26 protein-coding genes are annotated in these 24,639 nt (G+C 71.3%); 10 read left to right on the top strand and 16 right to left on the bottom strand.

Going from position 1 to position 24,639, the window contains the following annotated elements:
- Positions 1–684, top strand: coding sequence for a glycerophosphodiester phosphodiesterase (locus ACZ67Q_RS31070; RefSeq protein ID WP_471188936.1), 684 nt, complete (start codon positions 1–3; stop codon positions 682–684).
- 48 nt (positions 685–732) lie between these two features.
- On the opposite strand, the gene ACZ67Q_RS31065 is transcribed toward ACZ67Q_RS31070, so the two are convergent.
- Positions 733–1,344: an NADPH-dependent F420 reductase gene (locus ACZ67Q_RS31065; RefSeq protein WP_471188934.1), complete on the bottom strand. Its 612-nt coding sequence runs from the start codon at positions 1,342–1,344 to the stop codon at positions 733–735.
- A 68-nt stretch (positions 1,345–1,412) separates the two neighbouring features.
- On the opposite strand from ACZ67Q_RS31065, the gene ACZ67Q_RS31060 reads away from it, so the two are divergent.
- Positions 1,413–1,769 carry a winged helix-turn-helix transcriptional regulator gene (locus ACZ67Q_RS31060; RefSeq protein ID WP_471188931.1) on the top strand — a complete coding sequence of 119 codons (357 nt, stop codon included), beginning with the start codon at positions 1,413–1,415 and terminating at the stop codon, positions 1,767–1,769.
- 138 nt (positions 1,770–1,907) lie between these two features.
- Here ACZ67Q_RS31060 and ACZ67Q_RS31055 read toward each other — a convergent pair whose 3' ends face one another.
- The 3 genes from ACZ67Q_RS31055 to ACZ67Q_RS31045 form a co-directional block, all read right to left on the bottom strand.
- Positions 1,908–2,408 carry an HXXEE domain-containing protein gene (locus tag ACZ67Q_RS31055; protein WP_471188929.1) on the bottom strand — a complete coding sequence of 167 codons (501 nt, stop codon included), beginning with the start codon at positions 2,406–2,408 and terminating at the stop codon, positions 1,908–1,910.
- A 67-nt stretch (positions 2,409–2,475) separates the two neighbouring features.
- Entirely contained in the window at positions 2,476–3,660 is a 1,185-nt protein-coding gene (locus ACZ67Q_RS31050) for an extracellular solute-binding protein (RefSeq protein WP_471188927.1), read from the bottom strand.
- A 234-nt stretch (positions 3,661–3,894) separates the two neighbouring features.
- Positions 3,895–5,334 carry a gamma-aminobutyraldehyde dehydrogenase gene (locus tag ACZ67Q_RS31045; protein ID WP_471188925.1) on the bottom strand — a complete coding sequence of 480 codons (1,440 nt, stop codon included), beginning with the start codon at positions 5,332–5,334 and terminating at the stop codon, positions 3,895–3,897.
- 167 nt (positions 5,335–5,501) lie between these two features.
- On the opposite strand from ACZ67Q_RS31045, the gene ACZ67Q_RS31040 reads away from it, so the two are divergent.
- From ACZ67Q_RS31040 to ACZ67Q_RS31010, 7 genes are all read left to right on the top strand, one after another.
- Complete coding sequence (locus ACZ67Q_RS31040) at positions 5,502–6,053, top strand: Lrp/AsnC family transcriptional regulator (RefSeq protein ID WP_363266640.1); 552 nt, start codon at positions 5,502–5,504, stop codon at positions 6,051–6,053.
- A gap of 2 nt (positions 6,054–6,055) precedes the next feature.
- Positions 6,056–7,420, top strand: a complete 1,365-nt coding sequence (locus tag ACZ67Q_RS31035) for an aspartate aminotransferase family protein (RefSeq protein ID WP_471188922.1) — start codon at positions 6,056–6,058, stop codon at positions 7,418–7,420.
- Positions 7,421–7,720: 300 nt separating this feature from the next.
- Positions 7,721–8,461 carry an ABC transporter ATP-binding protein gene (locus ACZ67Q_RS31030; protein WP_361627519.1) on the top strand — a complete coding sequence of 247 codons (741 nt, stop codon included), beginning with the start codon at positions 7,721–7,723 and terminating at the stop codon, positions 8,459–8,461.
- Positions 8,443–9,819, top strand: coding sequence for a hypothetical protein (locus tag ACZ67Q_RS31025; protein WP_471188920.1), 1,377 nt, complete (start codon positions 8,443–8,445; stop codon positions 9,817–9,819). Before ACZ67Q_RS31030 ends, ACZ67Q_RS31025 begins: the two co-directional genes overlap by 19 nt.
- 95 nt (positions 9,820–9,914) lie before the next feature.
- A complete protein-coding gene (locus tag ACZ67Q_RS31020) occupies positions 9,915–10,322 on the top strand; it encodes a VOC family protein (RefSeq protein WP_471188918.1) in 408 nt (135 codons plus the stop codon).
- A 26-nt stretch (positions 10,323–10,348) separates the two neighbouring features.
- Positions 10,349–11,473: an LOG family protein gene (locus ACZ67Q_RS31015; protein WP_471188916.1), complete on the top strand. Its 1,125-nt coding sequence runs from the start codon at positions 10,349–10,351 to the stop codon at positions 11,471–11,473.
- A gap of 172 nt (positions 11,474–11,645) precedes the next feature.
- A complete protein-coding gene (locus tag ACZ67Q_RS31010; RefSeq protein WP_471188913.1) occupies positions 11,646–12,344 on the top strand; it encodes an LAETG motif-containing sortase-dependent surface protein in 699 nt (232 codons plus the stop codon).
- Positions 12,345–12,413: 69 nt separating this feature from the next.
- Here ACZ67Q_RS31010 and ACZ67Q_RS31005 read toward each other — a convergent pair whose 3' ends face one another.
- The 11 genes from ACZ67Q_RS31005 to rpsB all read right to left on the bottom strand — a co-directional run bounded on the left by ACZ67Q_RS31005 (position 12,414) and on the right by rpsB (position 23,166).
- Positions 12,414–13,433 (bottom strand): ABC transporter ATP-binding protein, encoded by a 1,020-nt coding sequence (locus ACZ67Q_RS31005; RefSeq protein WP_471188910.1) that lies wholly within the window; start codon positions 13,431–13,433, stop codon positions 12,414–12,416.
- Positions 13,434–15,035, bottom strand: coding sequence for an ABC transporter permease (locus ACZ67Q_RS31000; protein ID WP_471188908.1), 1,602 nt, complete (start codon positions 15,033–15,035; stop codon positions 13,434–13,436).
- Positions 15,036–15,079: 44 nt separating this feature from the next.
- Positions 15,080–16,168: a thiamine ABC transporter substrate-binding protein gene (locus ACZ67Q_RS30995; protein WP_471188905.1), complete on the bottom strand. Its 1,089-nt coding sequence runs from the start codon at positions 16,166–16,168 to the stop codon at positions 15,080–15,082.
- Positions 16,169–16,375: 207 nt separating this feature from the next.
- A complete protein-coding gene (gene rlmN / locus ACZ67Q_RS30990) occupies positions 16,376–17,482 on the bottom strand; it encodes a dual-specificity RNA methyltransferase RlmN (RefSeq protein WP_471188903.1) in 1,107 nt (368 codons plus the stop codon).
- Between the two features lie 92 nt (positions 17,483–17,574).
- The gene (locus tag ACZ67Q_RS30985; RefSeq protein WP_471188900.1) at positions 17,575–17,754 is read right to left on the bottom strand and encodes a hypothetical protein; all 180 of its coding nucleotides are present in this window, start codon (positions 17,752–17,754) and stop codon (positions 17,575–17,577) included.
- 34 nt (positions 17,755–17,788) lie between these two features.
- Entirely contained in the window at positions 17,789–18,238 is a 450-nt protein-coding gene (locus ACZ67Q_RS30980; RefSeq protein WP_471188898.1) for an SRPBCC family protein, read from the bottom strand.
- 155 nt (positions 18,239–18,393) lie between these two features.
- Positions 18,394–19,581 carry a phosphatidate cytidylyltransferase gene (locus ACZ67Q_RS30975; protein WP_471188895.1) on the bottom strand — a complete coding sequence of 396 codons (1,188 nt, stop codon included), beginning with the start codon at positions 19,579–19,581 and terminating at the stop codon, positions 18,394–18,396.
- A complete protein-coding gene (frr, locus tag ACZ67Q_RS30970; RefSeq protein ID WP_471188893.1) occupies positions 19,581–20,138 on the bottom strand; it encodes a ribosome recycling factor in 558 nt (185 codons plus the stop codon). Before frr ends, ACZ67Q_RS30975 begins: the two co-directional genes overlap by 1 nt.
- Positions 20,139–20,281: 143 nt before the next feature.
- Positions 20,282–21,040, bottom strand: coding sequence for a UMP kinase (pyrH, locus tag ACZ67Q_RS30965; RefSeq protein WP_361627557.1), 759 nt, complete (start codon positions 21,038–21,040; stop codon positions 20,282–20,284).
- Positions 21,041–21,237: 197 nt separating this feature from the next.
- Complete coding sequence (tsf, locus tag ACZ67Q_RS30960) at positions 21,238–22,074, bottom strand: translation elongation factor Ts (protein ID WP_471188889.1); 837 nt, start codon at positions 22,072–22,074, stop codon at positions 21,238–21,240.
- Between the two features lie 156 nt (positions 22,075–22,230).
- The gene (gene rpsB / locus ACZ67Q_RS30955) at positions 22,231–23,166 is read right to left on the bottom strand and encodes a 30S ribosomal protein S2 (RefSeq protein ID WP_471188886.1); all 936 of its coding nucleotides are present in this window, start codon (positions 23,164–23,166) and stop codon (positions 22,231–22,233) included.
- 273 nt (positions 23,167–23,439) lie between these two features.
- Between rpsB and ACZ67Q_RS30950 the strand changes: the two genes are divergently transcribed.
- Positions 23,440–24,024 carry a murein hydrolase activator EnvC family protein gene (locus tag ACZ67Q_RS30950; RefSeq protein ID WP_471188884.1) on the top strand — a complete coding sequence of 195 codons (585 nt, stop codon included), beginning with the start codon at positions 23,440–23,442 and terminating at the stop codon, positions 24,022–24,024.
- Positions 24,025–24,043: 19 nt separating this feature from the next.
- Here ACZ67Q_RS30950 and ACZ67Q_RS30945 read toward each other — a convergent pair whose 3' ends face one another.
- On the bottom strand, positions 24,044–24,601 hold the full coding sequence (locus ACZ67Q_RS30945; RefSeq protein ID WP_471189109.1) for a TetR/AcrR family transcriptional regulator: 558 nt from the start codon (positions 24,599–24,601) through the stop codon (positions 24,044–24,046).
- Between the last annotated feature and the right edge of the window lie 38 nt (positions 24,602–24,639).

Here is a 24,639-nt window from a genome sequence, read left to right as displayed (position 1 = left end):
ATGCAGACCCTGACGGCCGTGGCGCACCGCGGCGACCCGTACCGCGTACGGGAGAACACGATCGCCTCCCTGCGTTCCGCGCTCGCCGCGGGCGCGGACGCCGTGGAGATCGACGTACGGCTCACCCGGGACGGCGTGCCCGTTCTCCTGCATGACGAGACGCTGAAGCGGCTGTGGGAACAGGACCGTCCGCTGCTCGCCCTCTCCCTGGCCGAGGTGGAGGGGCTGACCGGTGGCGGGGTGCCGACGCTGGCGGCGGCGCTGGCGGCGGTGGGCGGCAGCCGGGTGATGGTCGATCTGCCCGGCACGCCGGACGTGACGGCCGCGCGCCGGGTCGTGGACGTGGTCCGGGAGGCGGGGGCCCAGGACCGCGTGTACTACTGCGCGGACGCCCGGGCCATGCTGGCGCTGCGGGCCGCCGACCCGTCCGCGGAGATCGCGCTCACCTGGACGAGCCTCGCGCCGCCGCGCCCGGAGCTGCTGGAGGCGGTGCGGCCGCGCTGGCTCAACTACCGCTTCTCGCTGGTGGACCACGCCCTGGCCGAGCGTGTCCACCGCGACGGCTACCTGCTGTCCGTCTGGACCCCCGACACCCGCCGCGCCATGCGCCGCCTGATCGACGCGGGCGTGGACTCGATCACCACCAACCGCATCGACGTCCTCGACGCCCTGCGCCAGGGCTAGGGGGTGTCTCGGGCCGGATCCGCCGGACAGGCCCCAGGGCCGGCCCCCCTAGGTCCCCTGGGCCCCCGAGGCCGTGAGCGGCGGTGCGATGGCCTGGGCGTCCGCGCCCTCGCCCACCCACAGCCGGATCAGCAGCGCGGCCGTGGCCTCCACCAGCCCCGCCTCGGCCAGTCGCCCGGCGTTCAGCGGCTCGCACCCCAGGTCGCGGACGAGCCGGCGTACGGCGGACAGCGCGTCCTCGTCGTCGCCGCACAACGGGACGGCCAGCGGACGGCCGTCGAACACGGGTGGGGTCAGCCGCCAGACGTCGGAATGGCAGAGGTTGAACGCCTTGACCACGTGCGCGGCGGGCGCGGCCGCGGCGATGCGTTCGGCGGCCGAGGGGCCACCGGCCGTGCGCAGGGCGAAGCCGGGGCCGACCGGGTTCGTGCAGTCGATCAGGGTGCGTCCGTCGAGCGTGTCCTCGAGTCCCGCGACCGCGTCCACGACGGCGTCGTAGGGCAGGGCCAGCAGTACGGCGTCCGTGCCGAACCGGGCCGCCTCGCGCAGCCCGCCGTCCCCGCCCGAGCGGCCGCCCGTGAACACCGCGTGCCCGGCCCGCCGCCACTGTGTGCCCAGCGCGCCGGCCATGGAGCCGCTGCCGAGAATCCCGATGCGCATGCGTCCCTCTCCTTTCGGTGGAAACCAACGCCGCCACGCTAGGCAGGGGTTGAGGCACCATTCGGTACGTGACCAGCGACCAGGACTTCCTCGCCGACTGCCGGGCCCGCCTCGCCTTCGACCTGCTCGCCAACACCTGGAACGCGGTGGTGCTGTGGGCCCTCGGGAACGGCCCCCTCCGCCACGGCGAACTACGCGCGCTGATCGGCGGGATCAGCCAGAAGGTGCTGACCGAGACGCTGCGCCGACTGGAGTTCAACGGGCTGGTGACCCGCCGGGCGTACGACGGTGCCCCGCCCCGCGTCGAGTACGAACTCACGTCGCTGGGGCGGACGTTGCTCGCCCCGATCGACGCGGTCGGCGCGTGGGCCTTCGAACACGGCGACGAGGTGCTCGCCGCGCAGGACCGCCACGAAGGACGCTGAGGCGGCGGGCTTCCACCAGGACCCGTCAACGCTGACCGTCAGGGTGAGTTGATGGAGGTCCGGTCACCGACGCCATGGGCGATGACCCGAACCCGGGTCGCCGAACGGATCGTGACGGCGGCGATACCCCGGACGAGGTCACCGGCCGACCGCCCACCGCGCCGCCCCGTGCGCCAGGGCCGTGACGGCGCCGGCTGCCGCCAGGCCGACGGCGAGGTCGCGGGGCCGAATCGGGCGCAGCACGCCGGCGCGGCGCAGGCGGCCGCGGGCCCAGAGGGTGAACGGCACGACGACGAGCGGGGAGGTCGCGACCCCGGGGGTGTAGCCGCGTACGGCTGCGGCCTGCGCCATGTGGACCAGGCCGTGCAGGCCGAAGCCGTTCAGCGCGGCCTGGTAGAAGGCCGACCGGCCGCCGCCGGCGTGCCCGGCGGCGGACGCGGCGGCGACGAACGCGCCGACGGCCGCGACCGCCAGGGGGAACTCCCGCTCGTCGACGGCCTGCATCTGGCGCCACACCCCCTCGGGCACGGTCGGGAACCGCTCGCGCAGCCGGGGCAGGCTGTGCCGGACCCAGCGCGGGCCGGCCGCCAGTTCCTCGAGGTCGTGGAGCGACCAGGCGGCGAGCAGCCCGAAGGTCACCCAGGCGGACAGGTTTTCACCACTCGAGTGTTCACCACTTGATGAATTACCCACACGGGCGATTCTGCTACAGCCCGGCGATCTTGTTCCACCGCTTGGCGAAATCCACCCGCTCCTCGGCCGTGATGTCACGGGCGATCGCGAGCCGGCGGCGCATGCCCGCGTCCGGGAAGATCAGCGGGTCCTCCGCCAGGGCCGCGGTGTCCTTGTCGCCGGAGTCGGCGAGGACCTGCCGGGCCGCCGGGACCGGGCAGACGTAGTTGACCCAGGCGGCCAGCTCGGCGGCGACCTCGGGCCGGTAGTAGTAGTCGATCAGCCGCTCGGCGTTGGCCTTGTGCCCGGCGAGGTTCGGGACCATGAGCGACTCCGCCCACAGCTCGGCGCCCTCCTCCGGTACGACGAACTCGATGTCGGGGTTGTCCGCGCGCAGCTGGATCACGTCGCCGGAGTAGGCCTGGCAGGCCAGGACGTCGCCGCTGACCAGGTCCTTGGTGTAGTCGTTGCCGGTGAAGCGGCGGATCTGGCCGCGCCGCACCTGGGCCTGGACCTGGTCGCAGACCCGGTGGAAGTCGTCCGCCGTCCACCGGGTGATGTCGACGCCGTTGCCCAGCATCAGCAGCGCGAAGGACTCGTCCAGCCCGGAAAGCAGCGTGACCCGGCCGCGCAGGTCGTCGGCCCACAGGTCGCGGACGTGCCGTATCTCACGGCCGAGCTTGCGGCGGTTGTAGGCGATGCCGGTGATGCCGGACTGCCACGGCACCGTGTACTTGCGGCCCGGGTCGAAGGCCGGCGAGCGCAGCAGCGGATCGAGGTACCGGGCGACGTTCGGCTGCCGGGCGCGGTCGAGCTCCTGCACCCAGCCCAGCCGGACGAACCGCGCGCACATCCAGTCGCTGATGACGACGAGATCCCGGCCGGTGGTCTGGTGGTTCATCAGCGCCGGGCTGATCTTGCCGAAGAACTCGTCGTTGTCGTTGATCTCCTCGACGTAGTCGACGGAGATCCCGCTCTGCTTCTCGAACGCCTCCAGCGTGGGCCGCCGGTTGGGGCGGTCGTCGGCGGTGTCGATGTACAGCGGCCAGTTCGCCCACGTCAGCCGTCTGTCGCGGGCCGAGTCGTCGGCTGCGGCGCGGTCGCCGGGCTGGACGTACGCCGCGGGCACTCCGCAGCCGGCCAGCGCACCGAGCGCGGCGGTGCCGCCGAGGGTGCGCAGCAGGGAACGGCGGGAGACGGTCTGGTGTGGGAGGGCCATGGCCGCAGCATGCCGCCCGGTGACACGCGTGATCAATTGACGCCACGTCGAGCGAAACGGCACCTGACCGACACGTTGTCGATCACCGCGCCCCGCTCCGAGGACCCGGCCGGCGCGGACACCGGGCGCGCACGGCGCCGCCGGACACACCGCGGCCCCGGACGGTCCGTCCTCCGTCCGGGGCCGCGAGCCGTGGATGAGGCCGTCGGCCTCAGCGCACCCGCAGGGGTGGTGTCACGCGTCCAGCGACGTCATGACGTGCTTGATGCGGGTGTAGTCCTCGAAGCCGTACGCCGACAGGTCCTTGCCGTAACCGGACTTCTTGAAGCCGCCGTGCGGCATCTCGGCGACCAGCGGGATGTGGGTGTTGATCCACACGCAGCCGAAGTCGAGCTTCTTGGACATCCGCATGGCGCGGCCGTGGTCCTTGGTCCACACCGAGGAGGCCAGCGCGTACTCGACGCCGTTGGCCCACTCGACGGCCTGGGCCTCGTCCGCGAAGGACTGGACGGTGATGACCGGGCCGAAGACCTCGTTCTGGATGATCTCGTCGTCCTGCTTGAGACCGGAGACGACGGTCGGCGCGAAGAAGTAGCCCTGGTCGCCGACGCGCTTGCCGCCGGCCTCCACGCGCGCGTGGGCGGGCAGCCGCTCGATGAAGCCCTCGACCTGCTTGAGCTGGTTGGGGTTGTTCAGCGGGCCGAAGAGCACGTCCTCGTCGTCCGGCTGACCGGTCTTGGTCTCGGCCGCGGCCTTGGCGAGCGCGGAGACGAACTCGTCGTGGATCGACTCGTGCACGAGCACGCGCGTGGCGGCCGTACAGTCCTGGCCGGCGTTGAAGAAGCCCGCCACGGTGATGTCCTCGACGGCCTTGGCGATGTCGGTGTCCTCGAAGACGACGACCGGGGCCTTGCCGCCCAGCTCCAGGTGGACGCGCTTGACGTCCTTGGCGGCGGACTCGGCCACCGACATGCCGGCGCGCACCGAGCCGGTGATGGAGGCCATCGCCGGGGTCGGGTGCTCGACCATCGCGCGGCCGGTCTCGCGGTCACCGCAGATGACGTTGAAGACACCCTTGGGCAGGATCTCGCCGAGGATCTCGGCGATCAGCACGGTGGAGGCCGGGGTGGTGTCCGACGGCTTCAGCACGACGGTGTTGCCGGCGGCGATCGCCGGGGCGAACTTCCACACGGCCATCATCATCGGGTAGTTCCACGGCGCGACCTGCGCGCAGACGCCGACCGGCTCACGGCGGATGATCGAGGTCATCCCCTCCATGTACTCGCCGGCCGAGCGGCCCTCCAGCAGTCGCGCCGCACCCGCGAAGAAGCGGATCTGGTCGACCATCGGGGGGATCTCCTCGGTACGGACCAGCCCGGTGGGCTTGCCCGTGTTCTCCACCTCGGCCGCGATGAGGTCCTCGGCGCGCTCCTCGAACGCGTCCGCGATCTTCAGCAGGGCCTTCTGGCGCTCCGCCGGGGTGGTGTCGCGCCAGGCCGGGAAGGCGCGCGCGGCGGCCTCCATGGCGGCGTCGACGTCCGCCTGGCCGGACAGCGGCGCGGTGGCGTACGCCTCGCCCGTCGCGGGGTTGACCACCTCCGTGGTCCGTCCGTCGGCGGCGTCCCGGAACTCACCGTCGATGTAGTTGCGCAGACGACGCAGCTCGGTGCTCACTGCCGGCCCTCCAAGGTTGGGTGTGTCCAATCACTGAGATGCCCAGACTAATCGCTGAGCCCACGTTTTCAACACCCCTGATCCCCTCACATCTGCGAAATCCGTCGGTCTCCGTCTCGCAAACAACGAATTTCATCGATCGGGGCTTGCACAACTGTCGAGACGTCGTGCACAGTGAGGTCGTGGCCAGTCGAAGCGCAGACCCCAGGGACGCAAGGGACTCCCGCGAGTCCCTCCGCGACACCCCTCGTGAGTCCAGGAACGGGAGCAACCCCAACCTGGACGCCGTCTCCCTCGCCATCATCGAACAGCTTCAGGAGGACGGCCGCCGGCCGTACGCCGCCATCGGCAAGGCCGTCGGCCTCTCCGAAGCGGCCGTGCGCCAGCGCGTCCAGAAGCTGCTCGATCAGGGCGTGATGCAGATCGTCGCCGTCACGGACCCGCTCACCGTGGGCTTCCGTCGGCAGGCGATGGTCGGCATCAACGTGGAGGGCGACGTCGAGGCGGTGGCCGACGCGCTGACCGCCATGTCGGAAGTCGAGTACGTGGTGATGACCGCGGGCTCGTTCGACATCCTCGCGGAGATCGTCTGCGAGGACGACGACCACCTGCTGGACGTCATCAACAAACGCATCCGGGCCCTGCCCGGCGTGCGCTCCACCGAGAGCTTCGTTTACCTCAAGCTCAAGAAGCAGACCTACATGTGGGGAACCCGATAACCGTGAGCACAAAGGACCTCAGCAAGTCCGCGTACGACCACCTGTGGATGCACTTCACCCGCATGTCCTCGTACGAGAACTCCCCCGTCCCGACGATCGTCCGGGGCGAGGGCACCTACATCTACGACGACAAGGGCAAGCGCTACCTGGACGGTCTCGCCGGCCTGTTCGTGGTCCAGGCCGGTCACGGCCGCACGGAACTCGCCGAGACCGCCGCGAAGCAGGCCCAGGAGCTCGCCTTCTTCCCGGTGTGGTCCTACGCCCACCCCAAGGCCGTCGAGCTGGCCGAGCGGCTGGCCAACGAGGCCCCGGGCGACCTGAACAAGGTCTTCTTCACCACCGGCGGCGGCGAGGCCGTCGAGACCGCCTGGAAGCTCGCCAAGCAGTACTTCAAGCTGGTCGGCAAGCCCACCAAGTACAAGGTCATCTCCCGCGCGGTCGCCTACCACGGCACCCCGCAGGGCGCCCTGTCCATCACGGGTCTGCCCGGCCTGAAGGCCCCGTTCGAGCCCCTCGTCCCGGGTGCGCACAAGGTCCCGAACACCAACATCTACCGCGCGCCGCTCTTCGGCGACGACCCCGAGGCCTTCGGCCGCTGGGCCGCCGACCAGATCGAGCAGCAGATCCTCTTCGAGGGCCCCGACACCGTCGCCGCGGTCTTCCTGGAGCCGGTGCAGAACGCCGGCGGCTGCTTCCCGCCGCCCCCCGGCTACTTCCAGCGCGTGCGCGAGATCTGCGACCAGTACGACGTGCTGCTCGTGTCGGACGAGGTCATCTGCGCCTTCGGCCGCCTCGGCACGACCTTCGCCTGCGACAAGTTCGGCTACGTCCCGGACATGATCACCTGCGCCAAGGGCATGACCTCGGGCTACTCCCCGATCGGCGCGTGCATCGTCTCCGACCGCCTGGCCGAGCCGTTCTACAAGGGCGACAACACCTTCCTGCACGGCTACACCTTCGGCGGTCACCCGGTCTCCGCCGCGGTCGGCCTCGCCAACCTCGACCTGTTCGACAAGGAGAAGCTGAACCAGCACGTCCTCGACAACGAGGGTGCGTTCCTCTCCACGCTGCAGAAGCTGCACGACCTGCCGATCGTCGGCGACGTCCGCGGCAACGGCTTCTTCTACGGCATCGAGCTGGTGAAGGACAAGGCCACCAAGGAGTCCTTCAACGACGAGGAGACCGAGCGCGTCCTGTACGGCTTCCTCTCCAAGGCGCTGTTCGACAACGGCCTGTACTGCCGTGCCGACGACCGTGGCGACCCGGTCATCCAGCTCGCCCCGCCGCTGATCTCCAACCAGGAGACGTTCGACGAGATCGAGCAGATCCTGCGCGCGACGCTGACGGAGGCGTGGACGAAGCTCTGAGGCCCGTCAAGGCGGCCGCGGCCGCCACGACGGCTCCGGCAACCGCCGCGACGGCCCTCACCGTCCCGACGGTCACGGATCCTCCGGTGGCGCTGATCGGTCCTCCTGCCGATCTGCCTTCTGGATGATCATCCCGGCCCCGGTGCCCCCGTTCGAGTGAGAAACGGGGCCCGGGGCCGCGTGCTGTCCGGGCTCCCGGTGTCGCCTGCCTAGCGTGCCAGTGACCGATCGGCCCTGCCTTCGTTCCCCCGGACGGGGGAACGGCACGGGAACTACGGATCTGACGCGAGGTGTACGCCCATGGAGGCCCCGCCGGACAACGACGTGCTCTGGGCACGCTCCCTGCACTTCACGCACAGCGACGGCTCCCCCGCGCTTCAGGGGATCTCGCTCGGCGTGCGCGAGGGCGAGATCCTCGCCGTCGGCGGCCCGCGCGGCAGCGGCAAGACGACGCTGCTGCGCTGCCTGTCCGGACTCGCCCCGGCCCAGCGCGGCGAGGTGTGGTTCAACAGCGTGCCGCTGCACACCATGGGCCCGGTCACCCGCGAGCGCCTGCGCCGCGACCGCTTCGGCTGGATCGACCCCGCCCCGCTGCTGGTCCCCGAGCTGAACGTGTGGGAGAACGCCGCCCTGCCGCTGATGCTGCGCGGCGTCAGCCGGCGCCGCGCCAAGGTCGCCGCCACCGAGTGGCTGGAACGCGTCGACATCGGTGACAAGGCCCGCCGCCGTCCGCACGAGCTGACCCAGGCCGAGCGGCAGCGCGCCTGCATCGCCCGCGCCCTCGCGCCGGCGCCCGCGGTCCTCTTCGCCGACGAGCCCACCGCGCCCCTGCACCGCGCCGACCGCGCCCACGTCCTGCGCACCCTGACCACCGCCGCCCGCTCGCACGGCATCACCGTGGTGCTGGCCACCGCCGACCCGGAGACGGCCGCGCTCGCCGACCGCACGGTGTCGCTGCTCGACGGCCGCCGGGTGAAGACGGTGCACCTGCCGCCGGCCACCGAGACGGAAGGCCGGACCGCGTGGTCGCTCTCCGTCTGACCCGCGGCGCCCACCCGGCCGTCCATCTGCGCCGCCTGCTGGTGACGACGGCGTCGGCGGGCACGGGCTTCCTGCTCCTGTGCACTCTCGGATACGCGCTGGGCCACCCCGGCGCCGCCCCGGCGTCCCTGCTGCTGCGTCTGGCGTGGTGCGTCGTACCGCTGGCCGCGACGGCGTGGTTCGCGCTGGCGGTCGCCCGCACCGACCCCGCGACCAAGCCACGCCCCGGCCTGTCCGCCGTGGGACTCGGCCCCGCCCGCCTGATGGCGATCGCGGCCCTGACGACGGCGCTGTCCACCGCGCTGGGCTCGGTGCTGGCCCTGCTGTTCTTCCTGCACCTGCGCGGCGACCTCACCGGCATGCCGTTCGACGGCGCGGCTTCCCAGTTCCTCGCGGCGGACCAGCCGCTGCCGGTCCCGGCGGCGCTGACCCTGCTCGCCGTCCTCCCGGTCACGGCCTCGGCCCTGGTCGCCCTCGCCCTGCGCCCCCGCGAGCCGCGCCCCCGGCCCGCCTCGCACGCCTACGGCCGCTTCGGCGCGTACAGCAGGACAGCGGTCCGCGAGACCTTCGGGGCGTACGGCAGGTTCGGCGCACGGCTGCGGGGCAGCGAACCGGTGAGCAGGCCCCAGTCCGCGGAGGGCGGCCCCGCCGGGCAGGTGGACACGGACGTCCTCACGCGCGCGCCGGGCGACACCACCGACCCCCAGGAAGCCCCGGAAAAGAGCGCCCGCCCCGCACCGGCCGCCGAGTCCCAGCCCACCGCCCTCCTGCCCTGGGGCGTCACCCTCCTCGCCGTCGGCCTGGCCACCGAGGCCTACGCCACCCGCACCACCGACCCGACCACCCTGCCCATGCCCGGCGGCCTGGCCACCGGACCCGTCGCCGTGCTCCTGGGCTGGCTGCTCACCGCCGTCGGTCTCGCCCTCGCCGGGCCCGGCCTCACCCACCTGACCGGCCGCCTGCTGCAGGCCGTCCGCCCGGGCGCGCTGCGTCTGCTCGCCGGGCGCGTGCTGATGGCGGAGGCCACCCGCATCGGCCGCCCCCTCGGGGTCGTCTGCGCCGTCGCGTCGGCCGCGTTCGCCACGACCGCCCTGCGCGACGCCGGCTCCGCCGGGCTCGGCCCGCTGACTACCCTGGGCGCCCTCGTCGTCGCCGGCTGCGCGGTGGCGACGCTGTTCACCGCCGCCGTGGAGGCACGCCAGGACCGGGCCGACACCAGCGCGGCCCTGCTCCGGCTCGGCGCCCCCGCCACGATGCTGCGCTCGGCGGCGGCTCTGCGCGCGGCCGCCCTGCTGGCCGTGTTCGGCCCGCTGACGCTGCTGGTGGCCGAGTTGGCCGCGCTCCCCCTCGCCCGCTGAACCACCACCGGAAAAATCCTTCGGCCACCGATGAGTTCCGTGCGGCGGCCCGGTCTACCCCCCGACAACACCGCACCACCTACGGGAGAGGCCCCATGCACCAGCAGATGATCTTCGTGAACCTGCCCGTGAACGACCTCGAGGCCTCGAAGAAGTTCTTCACCGACCTCGGCTACACGATCAACCCGCAGTTCAGCGACGAGAACGCCGCGTCGGTCGTGATCAGCGACACCATCGTCGTGATGCTGCTGACGAAGCCCTTCTACGCGACCTTCACCGACAAGGGGATCGCGGACACGAAGACGACCAGCGAGGTGCTGATCTGTCTGAGCGCCGAGAGCCGCGAGAAGGTCGACGAGCTGGTCGACCGTGCCATCGCTCTCGGCGGCGCCGCGACCGGCAAGACGCAGGACATGGGCTTCATGTACGGCCGGGCCTTCGACGACCTCGACGGCCACACCTGGGAGATCATGTGGATGGACCCGGCGGCCGTACAGGGCTGACGAAGCGCGGTGCCTAGCATGGGCGGGTGCATTCGACACCCGCCCAGCCGTACGACGGCTCCCACGACCGTGAGATCGAGTCCCTCGCCCAGTTCGACGAGGTGGTCGCGCACGGCGGCACCCTTGCCGGTTTCCGCGTCCAGGCCGTGGACCTGACGGGCCGTACGGACGTGCTGCTGTCCGTGGACACGGCGGGCGCCGTCTTTCTCGGCTGCCCGATGGCACCCGAGGCGGCCGCCCGCGTCAGGGCGTCCGACGCCCTGGTCTTCCCGCCCGTGCCCGGCCTGCCCTTCGACCCCTACCGGGGGTTCGTCTACTCCGCCGAGGAACTCTTCGCCGGACTCGACCGCGGCTACGAGGCCACCCCGGACGCGCTCGCCTACGCCTGGTTCCAGCAGACCAGGGCCGACGGCGACATATTCGCCTCCATGCTGCGCTCGATCCACGACGACGCGGTCTCCGACGCCCTCGACGAAGTCCTCGTCGGCGCCCGGGTCGTGGGCGTCATGGGCGGCCACGCGATGGCGCGCGGAAGCCGGGAGTACGCCGGTGCCGCGCGCCTCGGCCGCGCCCTGGCCCGGGCCGGCCTCACCGTGGCGACGGGCGGCGGACCCGGCGCGATGGAGGCGGCGAACCTGGGCGCGTACGCGGCGCCCTTCGACGACGACATGCTGACCGCGGCCCTCGAACTCCTCGCGCCGGTGCCCTCGTTCCGGCCGTCGGTCACCGACTGGGCGCGGGCGGCGTTCGAGGTGCGCGCCCGCTGGCCGCGCGGCGGCACGTCGATCGGCATTCCGACCTGGTTCTACGGCCACGAGCCGCCGAACCCGTTCGCCACGCACATCGCCAAGTACTTCGCCAACGCCACCCGCGAGGACGGCCTCCTGGCCCGCTGCACCGCCGGTGTGGTGTTCCTGCCGGGCGCCGCCGGCACCGTACAGGAGATCTTCGACAACGCGACGCCGAACTACTACGAGTCCCGCGGCGAGGCGACGCCGATGGTGCTGGTGGACCGGGCGCACTGGACCGAGCGGCTGCCGGCCTGGCCGCTGCTGCAGTCGCTCGCCAAGGACCGCCCGATGGCGTCCCGGATCGCACTGGTCGACCGGATCGAGGAGGCGCCGGAGGCACTGAAACGTCTCGTCGGTTAATAAGAGGGCAAAGGCAACGCCCTTGGCGGGCATATGCGTTGACACTCCTTATGGAGCACTTATAAACCTGTGAGCCTCATGGGGGCGGTGGTGCCGGGCGGTTGTGATCGCATCTCCTCGGCGTCCCATCTCCCCTTCAACCCCCCGCAGTTGCATCCTGTAAAGGACAAACGTGTCCATATCCCGCCGTACTGCCACCCGTTCCGTGCGCGCCCTCGGGGTCGCCTCCGCCGCGGCGGCGCTCGCGCTCGGTGTCGCCGGCAACGCGCTCGCCTGCAACATCAGCGAATTCTCCGCCAAGGCCTCGTGCGAGGGTGACAAGGGCGTCATCACCGTCACCGACGTCGACGCCTCCGGCACCGCGGCCGTCGTCTCCGTCTTCCTGGAGAACAAGGGCAGCGACGACCACAAGGTCGGCGAGCAGACCGTCACCGGCTCGGCCGAGGGCGTGACCATCACCTTCGCCGAGGACTGGAAGCCGAACGCCACCTACCGCGTCCACGTCCTGGCCGGCGACGCGAAGCACCCCATCGTGGACGAGGACATCACGCCGAACCTCACCACGCCGCCCACCGCCTGCAAGAAGGACACCCCCTCGACGCCGCCGGCCCCGCCGACCAGCCCGGCGCCGAAGCCGTCGCAGTCCACCCCGGCCGAGGACACGCCGAGCCCGTCGGCGCCGGCCAGCAGCGCCCCCGCGGGCACCACGAGCAACGCCCCGTCCCCGGCGGCCGGTGACTCCAACCTCGCCGAGACCGGCGCGAACTCCAACACCGGCCTGATCGCCGGCGTGGCGGGCGCCCTGGTCGTCGTCGGCGGCGGCGCCGTCTTCCTCGGCATGCGCCGCCGGGGGGCCAAGAGCAACGGCTGACCCCCCGCACGTACGACGGCCCGCCCCCGGGAGATCGGGGGCGGGCCGTTCGCGTGAAGCCGGCCGCCTTCAGCCGAGGACGACGACTTCCGCCCCGTCGAAGGCGACGCCCACCTCCGCACCGACCTCGGGCGCCTCGCGCAGCGCGCAGGCGGCCTCCAGGCGGGGCGCGTCCTCGGGCTGGAGGTGCACGGCGACATGGGTACCCCGGAAGGTGCGGGCGGTGACGGTGCAGCGCAGGCCCTGCGCCACCTCGGTCAGCCGGACCCCGGCCGGGCGGACCAGCACGTCGCGCGGACCCTGCGGGGAGCCGTCGGGCACCGGCAGCTTGCCCCAGGGCGTGTCGGCGGCCTCGCCCACGACGGTTCCCGCCACCACGTTGTCGAAGCCGAGGAAGCGGGCGACGAACGCGTCCGCCGGGTGCTGCCACACCTCCAGGGGCGTGCCGGACTGGGCGATCCGCCCGTCCTGCATCACCACGACCCGGTCGGCGAGCGCGAACGCCTCGCCCTGGTCGTGGGTGACGGCGAGCACGGTGGTGCCCAACCGGCCGAACAGCTCCCGCAGTTCGACGACGAGGCGTTCGCGCAGCGAGCGGTCGAGCTGACCGAGCGGCTCGTCCAGCATCAGCAGCCGGGGCCGCGGCGCGAGCGCCCGGGCGAGCGCCACCCGCTGCTGCTCACCGCCGGACAGCGCGCCCACGGCCCGCCGCCCGGCCCCGGGCAGCCCGACCAGGTCCAGCAACTCCCTCACCCGGTCGCCCTGTTCGCCCTTCCCGGCGCCGTGCATACGCAGCCCGAAGGCGACGTTTCCGGCCACGTCCCGCTGCGGGAAGAGCTGGTGGTCCTGGAACATCAGCCCCACGCCCCGCTTGTGCGCGGGCACCTTCGCCTGGTCCCGGCCGTCCAGCAGGATCCGGCCCGCGTCCAGCGGCTGGAGTCCGGCGACCGCCCGCAGCAGCGTCGACTTGCCGCTGCCGCTCGGACCGAGCACGCACACCACCTCGTGCTCGGCGACGTCCAGGTCGACGGCGTCGAGGACGGTCCGCTCGCCGAAGCGGACGGTCGCGGCGTCGAGGCTGAGCAGCATCTAGAACTCCCCCGTCCGGTCGGGCACCCGCAGGCTCTCCAGGACGAGCAGCGCCACGGCGCACACCACCATCAGAATCGTCGACAGGGCCATCGCCTGCCCGTAGTTGAGGTCACCGGGCCGCGCCAGCAGCCGGGCGACGGCCACCGGCAGGGTCGGGGTGTCGGGCCGCGCGATGAACACGGTCGCGCCGAACTCGCCCAGCGACACGGCGAAGGCGAACCCGGCGGCGATCAGCAGTGCCCGCCGCACCATCGGCAGATCGACCTCCCGCCACACCCGCCACGGCGAGGCCCCGAGCATGGTCGCCGCCTCCCGCAGCCGTCCGTCGACCGCGCGCAGCACGGGCAGCATGGTCCGGATGACGAAGGGGACGCCGACAAGCGCCTGGGCGAGCGGCACCAGGATCCAGGAGCTGCGCAGGTCCAGCGGCGGCTTGTCGAGCGTGATCAGGAAGCCGAAGCCGACGGTCACCGCGGACACGCCGAGCGGCAGCATCAGCAGCGCGTCGAAGCCGCGCACCAGACGTCCGGCGTCCCGGCGGGTCAGCGCGGCGGCGGCGAACGCGCCGATCAGCAGCGCGATGCCGGTGGCGGCAAGGGCGTACTGCAGCGAATTGCCGATGGCCTCGATCGGCGGTACGAGGAAGGTGTTGCCGTCCTGGGCGGTCAGCTCCCGGTAGTAGTGCAGGCCGCCGTCCAGGGAGCGCTGCACGAGTACCGCGGGCGGCAGCACGAGCAGCGCGGCGATGGTCAGCAGCACACCGGCGAGCAGCGCCCACTGCCCGGCGCCGCGCGGCCGGCGTGCCGTCGTCGCCGCGTCCACCAGCTTCAGCGCGCTCTCCCGGCGCCGTACCGTCCGGGCGTGCACGGCGAGGATCGCGCCGACCGCGACGAACTGCACGATCGTCAGGACGGCGGCGGTGGACAGGTCGAAGATGTCGGCGGTCTGCCGGTAGATCTCCACCTCCAGGGTGGAGAAGCCGGGGCCGCCGAGGATCTGGACGATGCCGAAGGAGGTGAAGCAGAACAGGAACACCATCAGCCCGGCCGCCGCGACCGCCGGCGCGAGCGCGGGCAGGGTGACGGTGCGCCAGGCGGTGAAGCGGGACGCGCCGAGCATCCTCGCCGCGTCCTCCTGGCGCGGGTCGAGCTGCGCCCACAGCCCTCCGACGGTCCGCACGACGACGGCGTAGTTGAAGAAGACGTGGGCGAGCAGGATCGCCCACACGGTGGTGTCCAGCCGTACGCCCCACAGCTGGTCGAGCAGCCCGCCGCGGCCGACCAGGGCGAGGAAGGCCGTGCCGACGACGACGGTCGGCAGCACGAACGGCACCGTCACCACCGCCCGCAGCAGCCGCTTGCCGGGGAAGTCGAAGCGGGCGAAGACATAGGCGCCGGGCAGTGCGAGCAGCAGGGTGAGCCCGGCGGAGACCAGCGCCTGCCAGGTGGTGAACCACAGCACGTGCCGGATGTCGGACTGGCCGAGCACGTCGGTGAGCCGTCCGAACTGCCAGGCGCCGTCCACTTTCAGTCCGCGGGCGACGATCGCGGCCACGGGGTAGGCGAAGAACACGGCGAAGAACGCGACGGGCAGGGCCATCAGGCCGAGCCGCGCCGCGCTCCCCGCGCGGTCCGTACGGCGGGCTACTTCAGTACGAGCGAGGTCCACTGCTTGACCCACTGGTCGCGGTGGTCGGCGATCTTGCCGGGGGCGAGGGTCTCGGGGTCCTTGGCCGCGGGGCCGTACTGGGTGAACTCGGCGGGCACCTTGGCGCCGTCGACCACCGGGTAGACGAACATGTTCAGCGGCATGTCCTGCTGGAACTCCTTGGAGACCAGGAAGTCGATCAGCGCCTTGCCGCCCTTGGTGTTCTTCGCGTTGCTGAGCAGCCCGGCGAATTCGATCTGCCGGAAGCAGGTGCCGGCGGCGACACCGGTGGGCGCGGTCTTGGGCTGCGGCTTGGCGAAGACGACCTCGGCGGGCGGGGAGGAGGCGTACGAGACGACCAGCGGCCGGTCGCCGTGGGCCTTCTTGCCGCCGGCCGAGCCGGAGAACTCCTGGTCGTAGGCCTGCTCCCAGCCGTCGACCACCTTCACGCCGTTGGCCTCGAGCTTCTTCCAGTAGCCCTGCCAGCCGTTGTCTCCGTACTTGGCGGCGGTGCCGAGCAGGAAGCCGAGGCCGGGCGAGGAGGTCGCGGCGTTCTCGGTGACCAGCAGGTTCTTGTACTCGGGCTTGACCAGGTCGTCGAAGGAAGCCGGCGGGGTCAGCTTGTGGTCGGCGAAGTACTTCTTGTCGTAGTTGACGCAGATGTCGCCGTGGTCGATCGGTGTGACCCGGTGCTTGCCCTGGTCCAGCTGGTACTGGGCGCCGATGGTGCCGAGCCCCTTGGCCTGGTACGGCTGGAAGAGGCCGTTGTCCAGGGCGCGGGAGAGCAGGGTGTTGTCGACGCCGAAGAAGACGTCGCCCTGCGGGTTGTCCTTGGTGAGGATGGCCTTGTTGACGGCCTGCCCGGCGTCACCGTTGGGCAGGACGCGGACCTTGTACCCGGACTGCTTCTCGAAGTCCGCGAGGACGTTCTTGGACACGGCCCACGAGTCGTGACTGACGAGCGTGACGGTCTTGGACTCGGCGGACGTCTTCTCGCTCCCGCCCGACGACCCGCACGCGGACAGCGTGACGAGGCCGATGCCGACCGCCACGACCGTGGCCTTCTTGGTGATGCTCACTGACATTCCTCCTGGAGTGACCAGGAAGAGACGCGGCCCTGCCCGGGACGCCTCACGGTGTCCCGGGCAGGGCGCAACAGCTCGAGTGATGACCGATCTCCCTACCCAGAATGACCTGGGCGAGGTTCGGAGGGTCTGCGGCCCTGTCCGCCGCACTCTCAGCGCTGTGGCGCTCCCCTGTCGGAATATGTAGATGTACTGACGAGAGTCAGATTACCGCTCGGTGGCGGCGAGCTGACCACACGCCCCGTCGATCTCCTGCCCCCGGGTGTCCCGGATGGTCACCGGTACACCATGAGCGGCGATCGCCTCGACGAACGCCTTCTCGTCCTCGGGCCGCGAGGCGGTCCACTTGGACCCCGGGGTCGGGTTGAGCGGGATGAGATTGACGTGCACGGGCTTGCCCTTGAGCAACCGCCCGAGCCGGTCCCCCCGCCACGCCTGATCGTTGATGTCCCGGATGAGGGCGTACTCGATGGACAGCCGCCGCCCGCTCTTCTCGACGTACTCGAACCCGGCGTCGAGCACCTCCCGCACCTTCCACCGCGTGTTCACGGGGACGAGGGTGTCGCGCAGCTCGTCGTCCGGGGCGTGCAGCGAGATCGCCAGCCGGCACTTGAAGCCCTCGTCGGCGAACCGGTGGATGGCGGGCACGAGCCCGACCGTCGACACCGTGATGCCGCGCTGGGACAGCCCCAGCCCGTCGGGCGCGGGATCGGTGAGCGCGCGAATGGCCCCGACGACCCGCTTGTAGTTGGCGAGCGGCTCGCCCATGCCCATGAAGACGATGTTGGACAGCCGGGACGCACCGCCGGGGATCTCCCCGTCCCTGAGCGCCCGCATGCCCTCGACGATCTGGTGCACGATCTCCGCGGTGGACAGATTCCGGTCGAGACCGGCCTGCCCGGTCGCACAGAACGGGCAGTTCATGCCACAGCCGGCCTGCGAGCTGATGCACATGGTGACCCGGTCCGGGTACCGCATCAGCACGGACTCGACGAGCGTCCCGTCGAACAGCCGCCACAGCGTCTTGCGCGTGGTCCCCTCGTCCGTCGACAGATGCCGCACGACGGTCATCAGCTCGGGAAACAGCGCCTCCCGCAGCTTGTCGCGCGCACCGGCGGGGATGTCGGTCCACTGCTCCGGGTCGTGCGCGTACCGCGCGAAGTAGTGCTGCGACAGCTGCTTGGCGCGAAACGGCTTCTCCCCGATCTCGGCCACGACCACCTTGCGCTCGGCGGGCGAAAGATCGGCAAGATGCCGCGGCGGCGACTTCGCTCCGCGCGGCGCGACAAAAGTAAGTTCTCCGGGCTTGGGCATGGTGCTACCAGTGTCGCAGATCCACTCGGGTGGCCTGCTCGGCCGGTACAGCGCCCTTCCGTGGGCCGCGGTACGGTCGATCGCCCGGCCCGTCAGTTGAAGAGCGCGCCGATGACCACCGCGACGTTGGAGCCGTAGGACTTCCAGCGGTGGGAGCGGCGGCAGTAGCGGCGGGGCTTTCTGCGCCCCGCCTGGTCGATCAGCGTCTTGCACCACGTGCACGGCAGGTCGCCGTGGTAGGTGCCGTCGTCCGCGAGTCTCGCCTTCCCCATGATCGGGACTGTAGCCGCTCCCGAGCGGCGGGGGCTACGCGGCCGTGTGCTCCAGGTGCTGCTTGAGCAGCTGCTCGTTGCGCGGGAACTCCTTGCGGACCTGCGGGCGGACGACGAGCGGGATGAGGACCTTGCCGAGGCCGTGGCCCTCGAAGTCGAGGTCCATGGTCAGCCGGGTGCGCCGGCCCTCGTCGACGGGGGTGACCTCACCGCGGAAGGTGCCGCGTACCGCCCCGTCGATCCCGTGCACGCTCCACGAGCGTCCCGGCTCGTACTCGGTGCACTGCATCGTCATGGGAACGTCGCGGCGGCCGAGGTGCCGGGTGACCCGGACCCGGGAGCCGACTCCGAACGGGCCGTCGTCGAGCTGCTCGGCGGACACCGCGCTCTCCTGCCAGTCCGGCAGATGGGCGGGGTCCGTGACGAACGTCCACACCTCGTCGGGGCGACAGTTGAGAACGATCTCATCGTGGAAACCGGACATGGTGGCCCCCTTTCCAGGGCAAGCCGGTTCGGGGCTTACACCCGAAATCGTCCCACCGCCCCCGCCGACCGGCCATCCAGAGGGGCGGGCCCTCTACGACGACGAGCCCCGCCCTCCCTGACAGGAGGACGGGGCTCAAAAGCCGTGCGCGCCGGTCAGGCGGCGCCGACGAACAACACCAGCAGCAGCCACACCACCGGAGCCGTCGGCAGCAGCGAGTCCAGGCGGTCCATGATGCCCCCGTGCCCGGGGAGCAGCGTGCCCATGTCCTTGATGCCCAGGTCCCGCTTGATCATCGACTCGCCGAGGTCGCCCAGCGTCGCGCTGGCCGCGACCGCGAGACCCAGCAGCAGCCCCTGCCACCAGGTGCCGTCGTCGATCAGGAACTGCAGGCACAGCGCACCGGCGACCATCGCGAAGGTCACGGCGCCGAGCAGGCCCTCGCGGGTCTTGCCGGGGCTGATCCGCGGGGCGAGCTTGTGCTTGCCGAAGCGCCAGCCGACGGCGTACGCGCCGGTGTCGCTGACGACCGTGAGGAGCAGGAAGGTCAGCACCCGCCAGGGACCGTCGTCGGCGGTGAGCATCATCGCGACGAACGTCGCCAGGAACGGCACGTAGAAGGCCGCGAAGACGCCGGCCGTGACGTCCTTGAGGTAGCCCTCCGGCGGCTCGGTCATCCGCCAGACCAGCACCGCGAGCGCCGTGAGCGCCATCGCGACCCACGCGCCCTCGGCACCGCGCACATACCCGGCGACCACCATGGCGGCGCCGCCGATCGCGAGCGGCACCAGGGGCGCGCGGATCTCCTTGCGCTCCTGCAGCCTGCTGGTCAGCTCCCACAGGCCGACGACGACGGCGACGGCGATCACGCCGACGAACACGGCCTTGACGATGAACAGCGAGGCGATGATGACCGCACCGAGCCCGACCCCGACCCCTATGGCGGAGCTCAGGTCGCGGCCCGCGCTCTTCTTCTGCGGGGCGGGCGCCGGCTGCGGGGCGTCGGGCATGGGCTCCGGATTCTGCTCGCGGAAGGTGTCGGTACGGACGCGGTGGTCGCGGAGGTCGTCGTCCCGGGCGCTCTCGGCGCGGACGCTTGCGCCGCGCGCGTTCTCGTCGCGGAACAAGGGGCCGCTCAGCCGAGCGGCCCCCCGGTCGTCATCCTGGTCTCCGCCATGTGCGGGTCCGTCGGGCACGATGGGCATGGGGCGAGTCTGCTGCGCTTCCTGCGCATCGTACGCGGGACCCGCCGGGCCGGTGCCCGGGACGGGCCCCTGGTCGGCGGGGCCCCAGTACCCGGCCTGCCCGGCGTGGGGCGATGCCCCCCAGGAAGAGTCGTTCATCAGACCTCGAGCAGTTCCGCTTCCTTGTGCTTGAGAAGCTCGTCCACCTGGGCGACGTACTTCGACGTCAGGTCGTCGAGTTCCTTCTCCGCACGGCGGCCCTCGTCCTCGCCGACCTCGCCGTCCTTGATCAGCTTGTCGATGGCGTCCTTGGCCTTGCGGCGCACGGAGCGGATGGAGACCTTGGCGTCCTCGCCCTTGCCGCGGGCGACCTTGATGTACTCGCGGCGGCGCTCCTCGGTCAGCTCGGGGAACACCACACGGATGATGTTGCCGTCGTTGCTCGGGTTGACGCCGAGGTCGGAGTCGCGGATCGCCTGCTCGATGTTGCGCAGAGCGGTCTTGTCGAACGGGGTCACGACGGCCATCCGCGGCTCCGGCACGGAGAACGAGGCCAGCTGGTTGATCGGCGTCGGCGCGCCGTAGTACTCGGCCACGATCTTGTTGAACATCGCCGGGTGCGCACGGCCGGTGCGGATCGCGGCGAAGTCCTCCTTGGCGACCACGACGGCCTTCTCCATCTTCTCCTCGGCCTCGAGGAGGGTCTCTTCGATCACCACTTGCTCCTGCGTGTCTTGAGTAGGCCCGGCTGCGGTTCCTGCTGTGGTCGGCGGCCGGCTGCGTCGCGTCTTCTTCCTGCACGGTTCCCGACCTGCAGGACATTGTCCATCCCCCGGTCAGGGTCGGGGTGAATCTCCGGTCAGTCCCGGCTGCCCTGTTCACCCACGAGCGTGCCGATCTTCTCACCCTTGACGGCGCGGGCGATATTGCCCTCCTTCAGGAGCTCGAAGACGACGATCGGGAGCTTGTTGTCGCGGCAGAGCGTGATGGCCGTGGCATCGGCGACCTTCAGGTCGCGGGTGATGACCTCGCCGTAGCCGAGCGAGTCGAACTTCACGGCGTCCGGGTTGGCCTTCGGGTCGGAGTCGTAGACCCCGTCCACGCCGTTCTTGCCCATGAGCAGCGCCTCGGCGTCGATCTCCAGGGCGCGCTGGGCGGCGGTGGTGTCGGTGGAGAAGTACGGCATGCCCATACCGGCGCCGAAGATCACGACGCGGCCCTTCTCCAGGTGCCGCACGGCGCGCAGCGGGATGTACGGCTCCGCGACCTGGCCCATGGTGATGGCGGTCTGGACGCGGGAGACGATGCCCTCCTTCTCCAGGAAGTCCTGGAGGGCGAGGCAGTTCATCACGGTGCCGAGCATGCCCATGTAGTCCGAGCGGGCGCGGTCCATGCCGCGCTGCTGGAGCTCGGCCCCGCGGAAGAAGTTGCCCCCGCCGATGACGACCGCGACCTGCGCGCCGTCACGCACGACGGCGGCGATCTCACGGGCGATCGCGTGCACCACGTCTGGGTCGACGCCCAGCCCACCGCCGCCGGAGAAGGCCTCTCCGGACAGCTTCAGCAGAAACCGGCCGCGTACTTTGCCGTCATCGCTCTTGTCGGGCTTGGTGGTCATGGGGATCCCGCCTCTTTCAACGTGGTGCACATGCGAAGAAGGCCATTGCCGGCGGGGCGTGGTTCACATCCCATGCGGCAATGGCCTCCTCGTCAGATCTGCTGCCGTCCGTCACGCGCGCCTGTGACGCCGTGCGCGGACGGCAGGGACGACTGATGTCGACCCTATCGGGGTCGAGCGTCGATCGCCGTACGGACTCAGATGCCGACCTTGATGCGCGCGAAGCGCTTCAGGGTGACACCGGCCTCCTGCAGAACCTTCTCGACGCTCTTCTTGTTGTCCAGCGCGTACGGCTGGCCGAGGAGCGTGGCGTCCTTGAAGAAGCCGTTGAGGCGACCCTCGACGATCTTGGCGATCGCGGCCTCGGGCTTGCCCTCGGCGCGGGTGGTCTCCTCGGCGATGCGGCGCTCGGACTCGACGACCTCGGCCGGGACGTCGTCCTTGGAGAGGTACTTCGGCGCGAAGGCGGCGATGTGCTGTGCGACGCCCTTGGCGATCTCGGCGTTCGGCTTGTCCAGCTCGACGAGGACACCGATCTGCGGGGGCAGGTCGGGCATCGTGCGGTGCATGTAGGCGAGCACGAAGCCGTCGGTGAACTGCGCGAAGCGGTCCAGGACGATCTTCTCGCCGAGGTTGGCGTTGGCCTCGTCCACGAACGCCTGGACGGTCTTGCCGGGCTCGATCTCGGAGGCGAGCAGGGCCTCGATGTCGGCCGGGTTCGACTTGGCGACGTGCTCGGCGATCGCGTTGGCGACGGCCTGGAACTTGTCACCCTTGGCGACGAAGTCCGTCTCGCACTTCAGCTCGACCAGGACGCCGGAGGAGTTGTCGTCGGCGATGATCGAGACCACGGCGCCGTTCTCGGCGGAGCGGCCCTCGCGCTTGGCGACGCCCTTCTGGCCCTTGATGCGCAGCGCCTCGACGGCCTTCTCGACGTTGCCCTCGGCCTCGTCCAGCGCCTTCTTGCAGTCCATCATGCCGGCGCCGGTGAGCTCGCGGAGCTTCTTGACGTCGGCGGCGGTGTAGTTCGCCATGAGTCTGTGAGTCTTTCTCGAAGTCTGGAGGATCGAAGATCTACGGGGTGCGGACTCCATGTGGTCGGAGGCCGCTGTCCTGCCGCTGACCTACGGGTGAACGGCGGGAGCGGACTGGATGTCGCCGCTCCCGCCGTCAACGCTGACGCTGACGGGTCAGGCCTGCTCGCCCTCGGCGGCCTTCTCGTCCTCGGCGGCCGGCGCGGCCTCGGCGGCCGGCGCGGCCTCGGCGGCCGGCGCGGCCTCGGCGGCGGGGGCCTCGGCGGCCGGAGCAGCCTCGGCGGCCGGAGCAGCGGCCTCCTCGGAGGAGTCAGCCTTCTTCTCACCCTCGAGCAGGTCGCGCTCCCACTCGGCGAGCGGCTCGCCCGCGGCCTTCTCGCCCTTGTCGCCGGTGGCGACGCCGGAGCGGGCGATGAGGCCCTCGGCGACGGCGTCGGCGATCACACGGGTGAGCAGGGTGACGGAGCGGATCGCGTCGTCGTTGCCCGGGATCTTGTAGTCGACCTCGTCGGGGTCGCAGTTGGTGTCGAGGATCGCGACGACCGGGATGTTCAGCTTCCGGGCCTCACCAACGGCGATGTGCTCCTTCTTGGTGTCCACGATCCAGACGGCGCTCGGCACCTTCTGCATCTCGCGGATACCACCGAGGGTCTTCTCCAGCTTGGCCTTCTCGCGGGAGAGGACCAGGAGCTCCTTCTTGGTCAGACCGGAGGCCGCGACGTCCTCGAAGTCGATCTGCTCGAGCTCCTTCAGGCGCTGCAGGCGCTTGTAGACGGTCGAGAAGTTGGTGAGCATGCCGCCCAGCCAGCGCTGGTTCACGTAGGGCATGCCGACGCGGGTGGCCTGCTCGGCGATGGCCTCCTGCGCCTGCTTCTTCGTGCCGACGAACATGACCGTGCCGCCGTGGGCGACGGTCTCCTTGACGAACTCGTAGGCGCGGTCGATGTACGACAGCGACTGGAGCAGGTCGATGATGTAGATGCCGTTGCGCTCGGTGAAGATGAAGCGCTTCATCTTCGGGTTCCAGCGACGGGTCTGGTGACCGAAGTGGACGCCGCTCTCCAGCAGCTCCCGCATCGTGACGACGGCCATGGCCGTATCTCCTTGAGTTCTCGGTTGTGCCGCGTCCGCCGGACGGCGGTCGCGCCTGACGCCCGCGGTGCGCCGTGCCACGAAGGACCGAGGGGCGCTGATACGGACCGTTTCCGGTGGCCGTACCGGGGCGTGCGAAGTCGACCCGGTGACCCGGATCGCCAGAAGAAGTGTACGGGACCGGCGGGGCGCCGGGTGACGCCGCTGTCCACAACCCGGGAGTCATCCACAGATCCCGGCCGAGGTCGCGTGGGGTGCGGGACTGTCTGGGGCATGGGGACACAGCGATACGCAGGGGTGATGTGGGCGGTGCTGCTGGGGCTGGCGGTGACGGTCCTGGCCCCGCTGGCGTGGGCGCAGGCGCCGCCGCCCGGGCCCTCGGGCACGGGCGCGCGGGTGCCGGCGGTGGCGACGACCTGGCCGGTCGGGGTGCGCCCGCGCATCCTGCGCGGGTGGTCGCCCCCCGCTTCCCCGTACGGACCGGGCCACCGCGGAGTCGATCTGGCGGCCCCGGCGGGCGCTCCCGTGCGGTCGGTGGCGGCAGGCCGGGTGTCCTTCGCGGGGCGGGTGGCGGGGAAGGGGGTGGTGTCGGTGGAGTTGCGCGGGACGGGTGCGCCGGCCCTGCGGACGACGTACGGGCCGGTACGGGCGTCGGTGCGTGAGGGCGACGAGGTGACGGCTGGCGCGGTGATCGCCACCGTGGAGCCGGCGGGCAGTCACTGCGCGCTCCCGTGCGTGCACTGGGGCCTGCGCAGAGCCGGGATCTACCTGGACCCGCTGCTGCTGCTCCCGCCCCGCCTTCGGAGCGGGGGGCCGTCGAGGCTGCTGCCGGTGCTGGGGGTGCCCCTGCCGACGTAGGGCCGACGTAGCCGCGGGCTCAGCCCCGCACGCCTCGCAGCACCATCGCCACGGCCGCCTCCGCGATCACCGAGGGCTCCTCCGCCGCCCCCAGCTCCAGGCGCCGCACCGCGGCGTCCACGACCCCCTGCACGAGCATCGCCGCCAGCCGGGCCTCCGCGTGCCCCAGCTCCTCCAGGGCCTCGACGATCAGCGCGACGAGCCCTCCGTGGGCGGCGCGGATCTTCTCCCGGGCCCCCGCGTCCAGCTCGCTCGCGGAGATGGCGACCACGGCCCGGTGCCGCCGGTCCCCCACCAGCTCCAGCTGCGTGCGCACATACGCCTCGACCTTGGCCTCCGGCCCGTCCGCCGCGGCCATCGCCGCCGACACCTCGGCCGCCCACACGGGGAAGTCGACCGCGCACAGCTCCTCGACCACGGCCGCCCGCGACCGGAAGTACTCGTACACGGACGAGCGCGCGAGCCCCGTGCGCTCGGCGAGGGCCGGGAAGGTCAGCGCTTCGGTGCCGCCCTCGGACAGCAGGGAACGCGCCGCGTCCAGCAGGGCGGCACGCTGCATCGACCGGTGCTCGGCCACGGAGGCCGCTCGAATCCTTGGCACGTCAACCACTCTAC

The organism is Streptomyces sp. NPDC036813, assembly GCF_055609245.1.
This window is presented reverse-complemented; position numbering and strand designations above follow the sequence as displayed.

Excerpts from the sequence above, each read along its gene's own strand:
- ACZ67Q_RS31070 (WP_471188936.1), top strand. The coding sequence starts at position 1 with ATGCAGACCCTGACGGCCGTGGCGCACCGCGGCGACCCGTACCGCGTA.
- ACZ67Q_RS31065 (WP_471188934.1), bottom strand. The coding sequence starts at position 1,344 with ATGCGCATCGGGATTCTCGGCAGCGGCTCCATGGCCGGCGCGCTGGGC.
- ACZ67Q_RS31050 (WP_471188927.1), bottom strand. The coding sequence starts at position 3,660 with ATGGCCCTCCCACACCAGACCGTCTCCCGCCGTTCCCTGCTGCGCACC.
- ACZ67Q_RS31030 (WP_361627519.1), top strand. The coding sequence starts at position 7,721 with ATGGAGGCCCCGCCGGACAACGACGTGCTCTGGGCACGCTCCCTGCAC.
- ACZ67Q_RS31020 (WP_471188918.1), top strand. The coding sequence starts at position 9,915 with ATGCACCAGCAGATGATCTTCGTGAACCTGCCCGTGAACGACCTCGAG.
- ACZ67Q_RS31005 (WP_471188910.1), bottom strand. The coding sequence starts at position 13,433 with ATGCTGCTCAGCCTCGACGCCGCGACCGTCCGCTTCGGCGAGCGGACC.
- ACZ67Q_RS31000 (WP_471188908.1), bottom strand. The coding sequence starts at position 15,035 with ATGGCCCTGCCCGTCGCGTTCTTCGCCGTGTTCTTCGCCTACCCCGTG.
- ACZ67Q_RS30995 (WP_471188905.1), bottom strand. The coding sequence starts at position 16,168 with ATGTCAGTGAGCATCACCAAGAAGGCCACGGTCGTGGCGGTCGGCATC.
- rlmN (WP_471188903.1), bottom strand. The coding sequence starts at position 17,482 with ATGCCCAAGCCCGGAGAACTTACTTTTGTCGCGCCGCGCGGAGCGAAG.
- ACZ67Q_RS30985 (WP_471188900.1), bottom strand. The coding sequence starts at position 17,754 with ATGGGGAAGGCGAGACTCGCGGACGACGGCACCTACCACGGCGACCTG.
- ACZ67Q_RS30980 (WP_471188898.1), bottom strand. The coding sequence starts at position 18,238 with ATGTCCGGTTTCCACGATGAGATCGTTCTCAACTGTCGCCCCGACGAG.
- ACZ67Q_RS30975 (WP_471188895.1), bottom strand. The coding sequence starts at position 19,581 with ATGAACGACTCTTCCTGGGGGGCATCGCCCCACGCCGGGCAGGCCGGG.
- pyrH (WP_361627557.1), bottom strand. The coding sequence starts at position 21,040 with ATGACCACCAAGCCCGACAAGAGCGATGACGGCAAAGTACGCGGCCGG.
- tsf (WP_471188889.1), bottom strand. The coding sequence starts at position 22,074 with ATGGCGAACTACACCGCCGCCGACGTCAAGAAGCTCCGCGAGCTCACC.
- rpsB (WP_471188886.1), bottom strand. The coding sequence starts at position 23,166 with ATGGCCGTCGTCACGATGCGGGAGCTGCTGGAGAGCGGCGTCCACTTC.
- ACZ67Q_RS30950 (WP_471188884.1), top strand. The coding sequence starts at position 23,440 with ATGGGGACACAGCGATACGCAGGGGTGATGTGGGCGGTGCTGCTGGGG.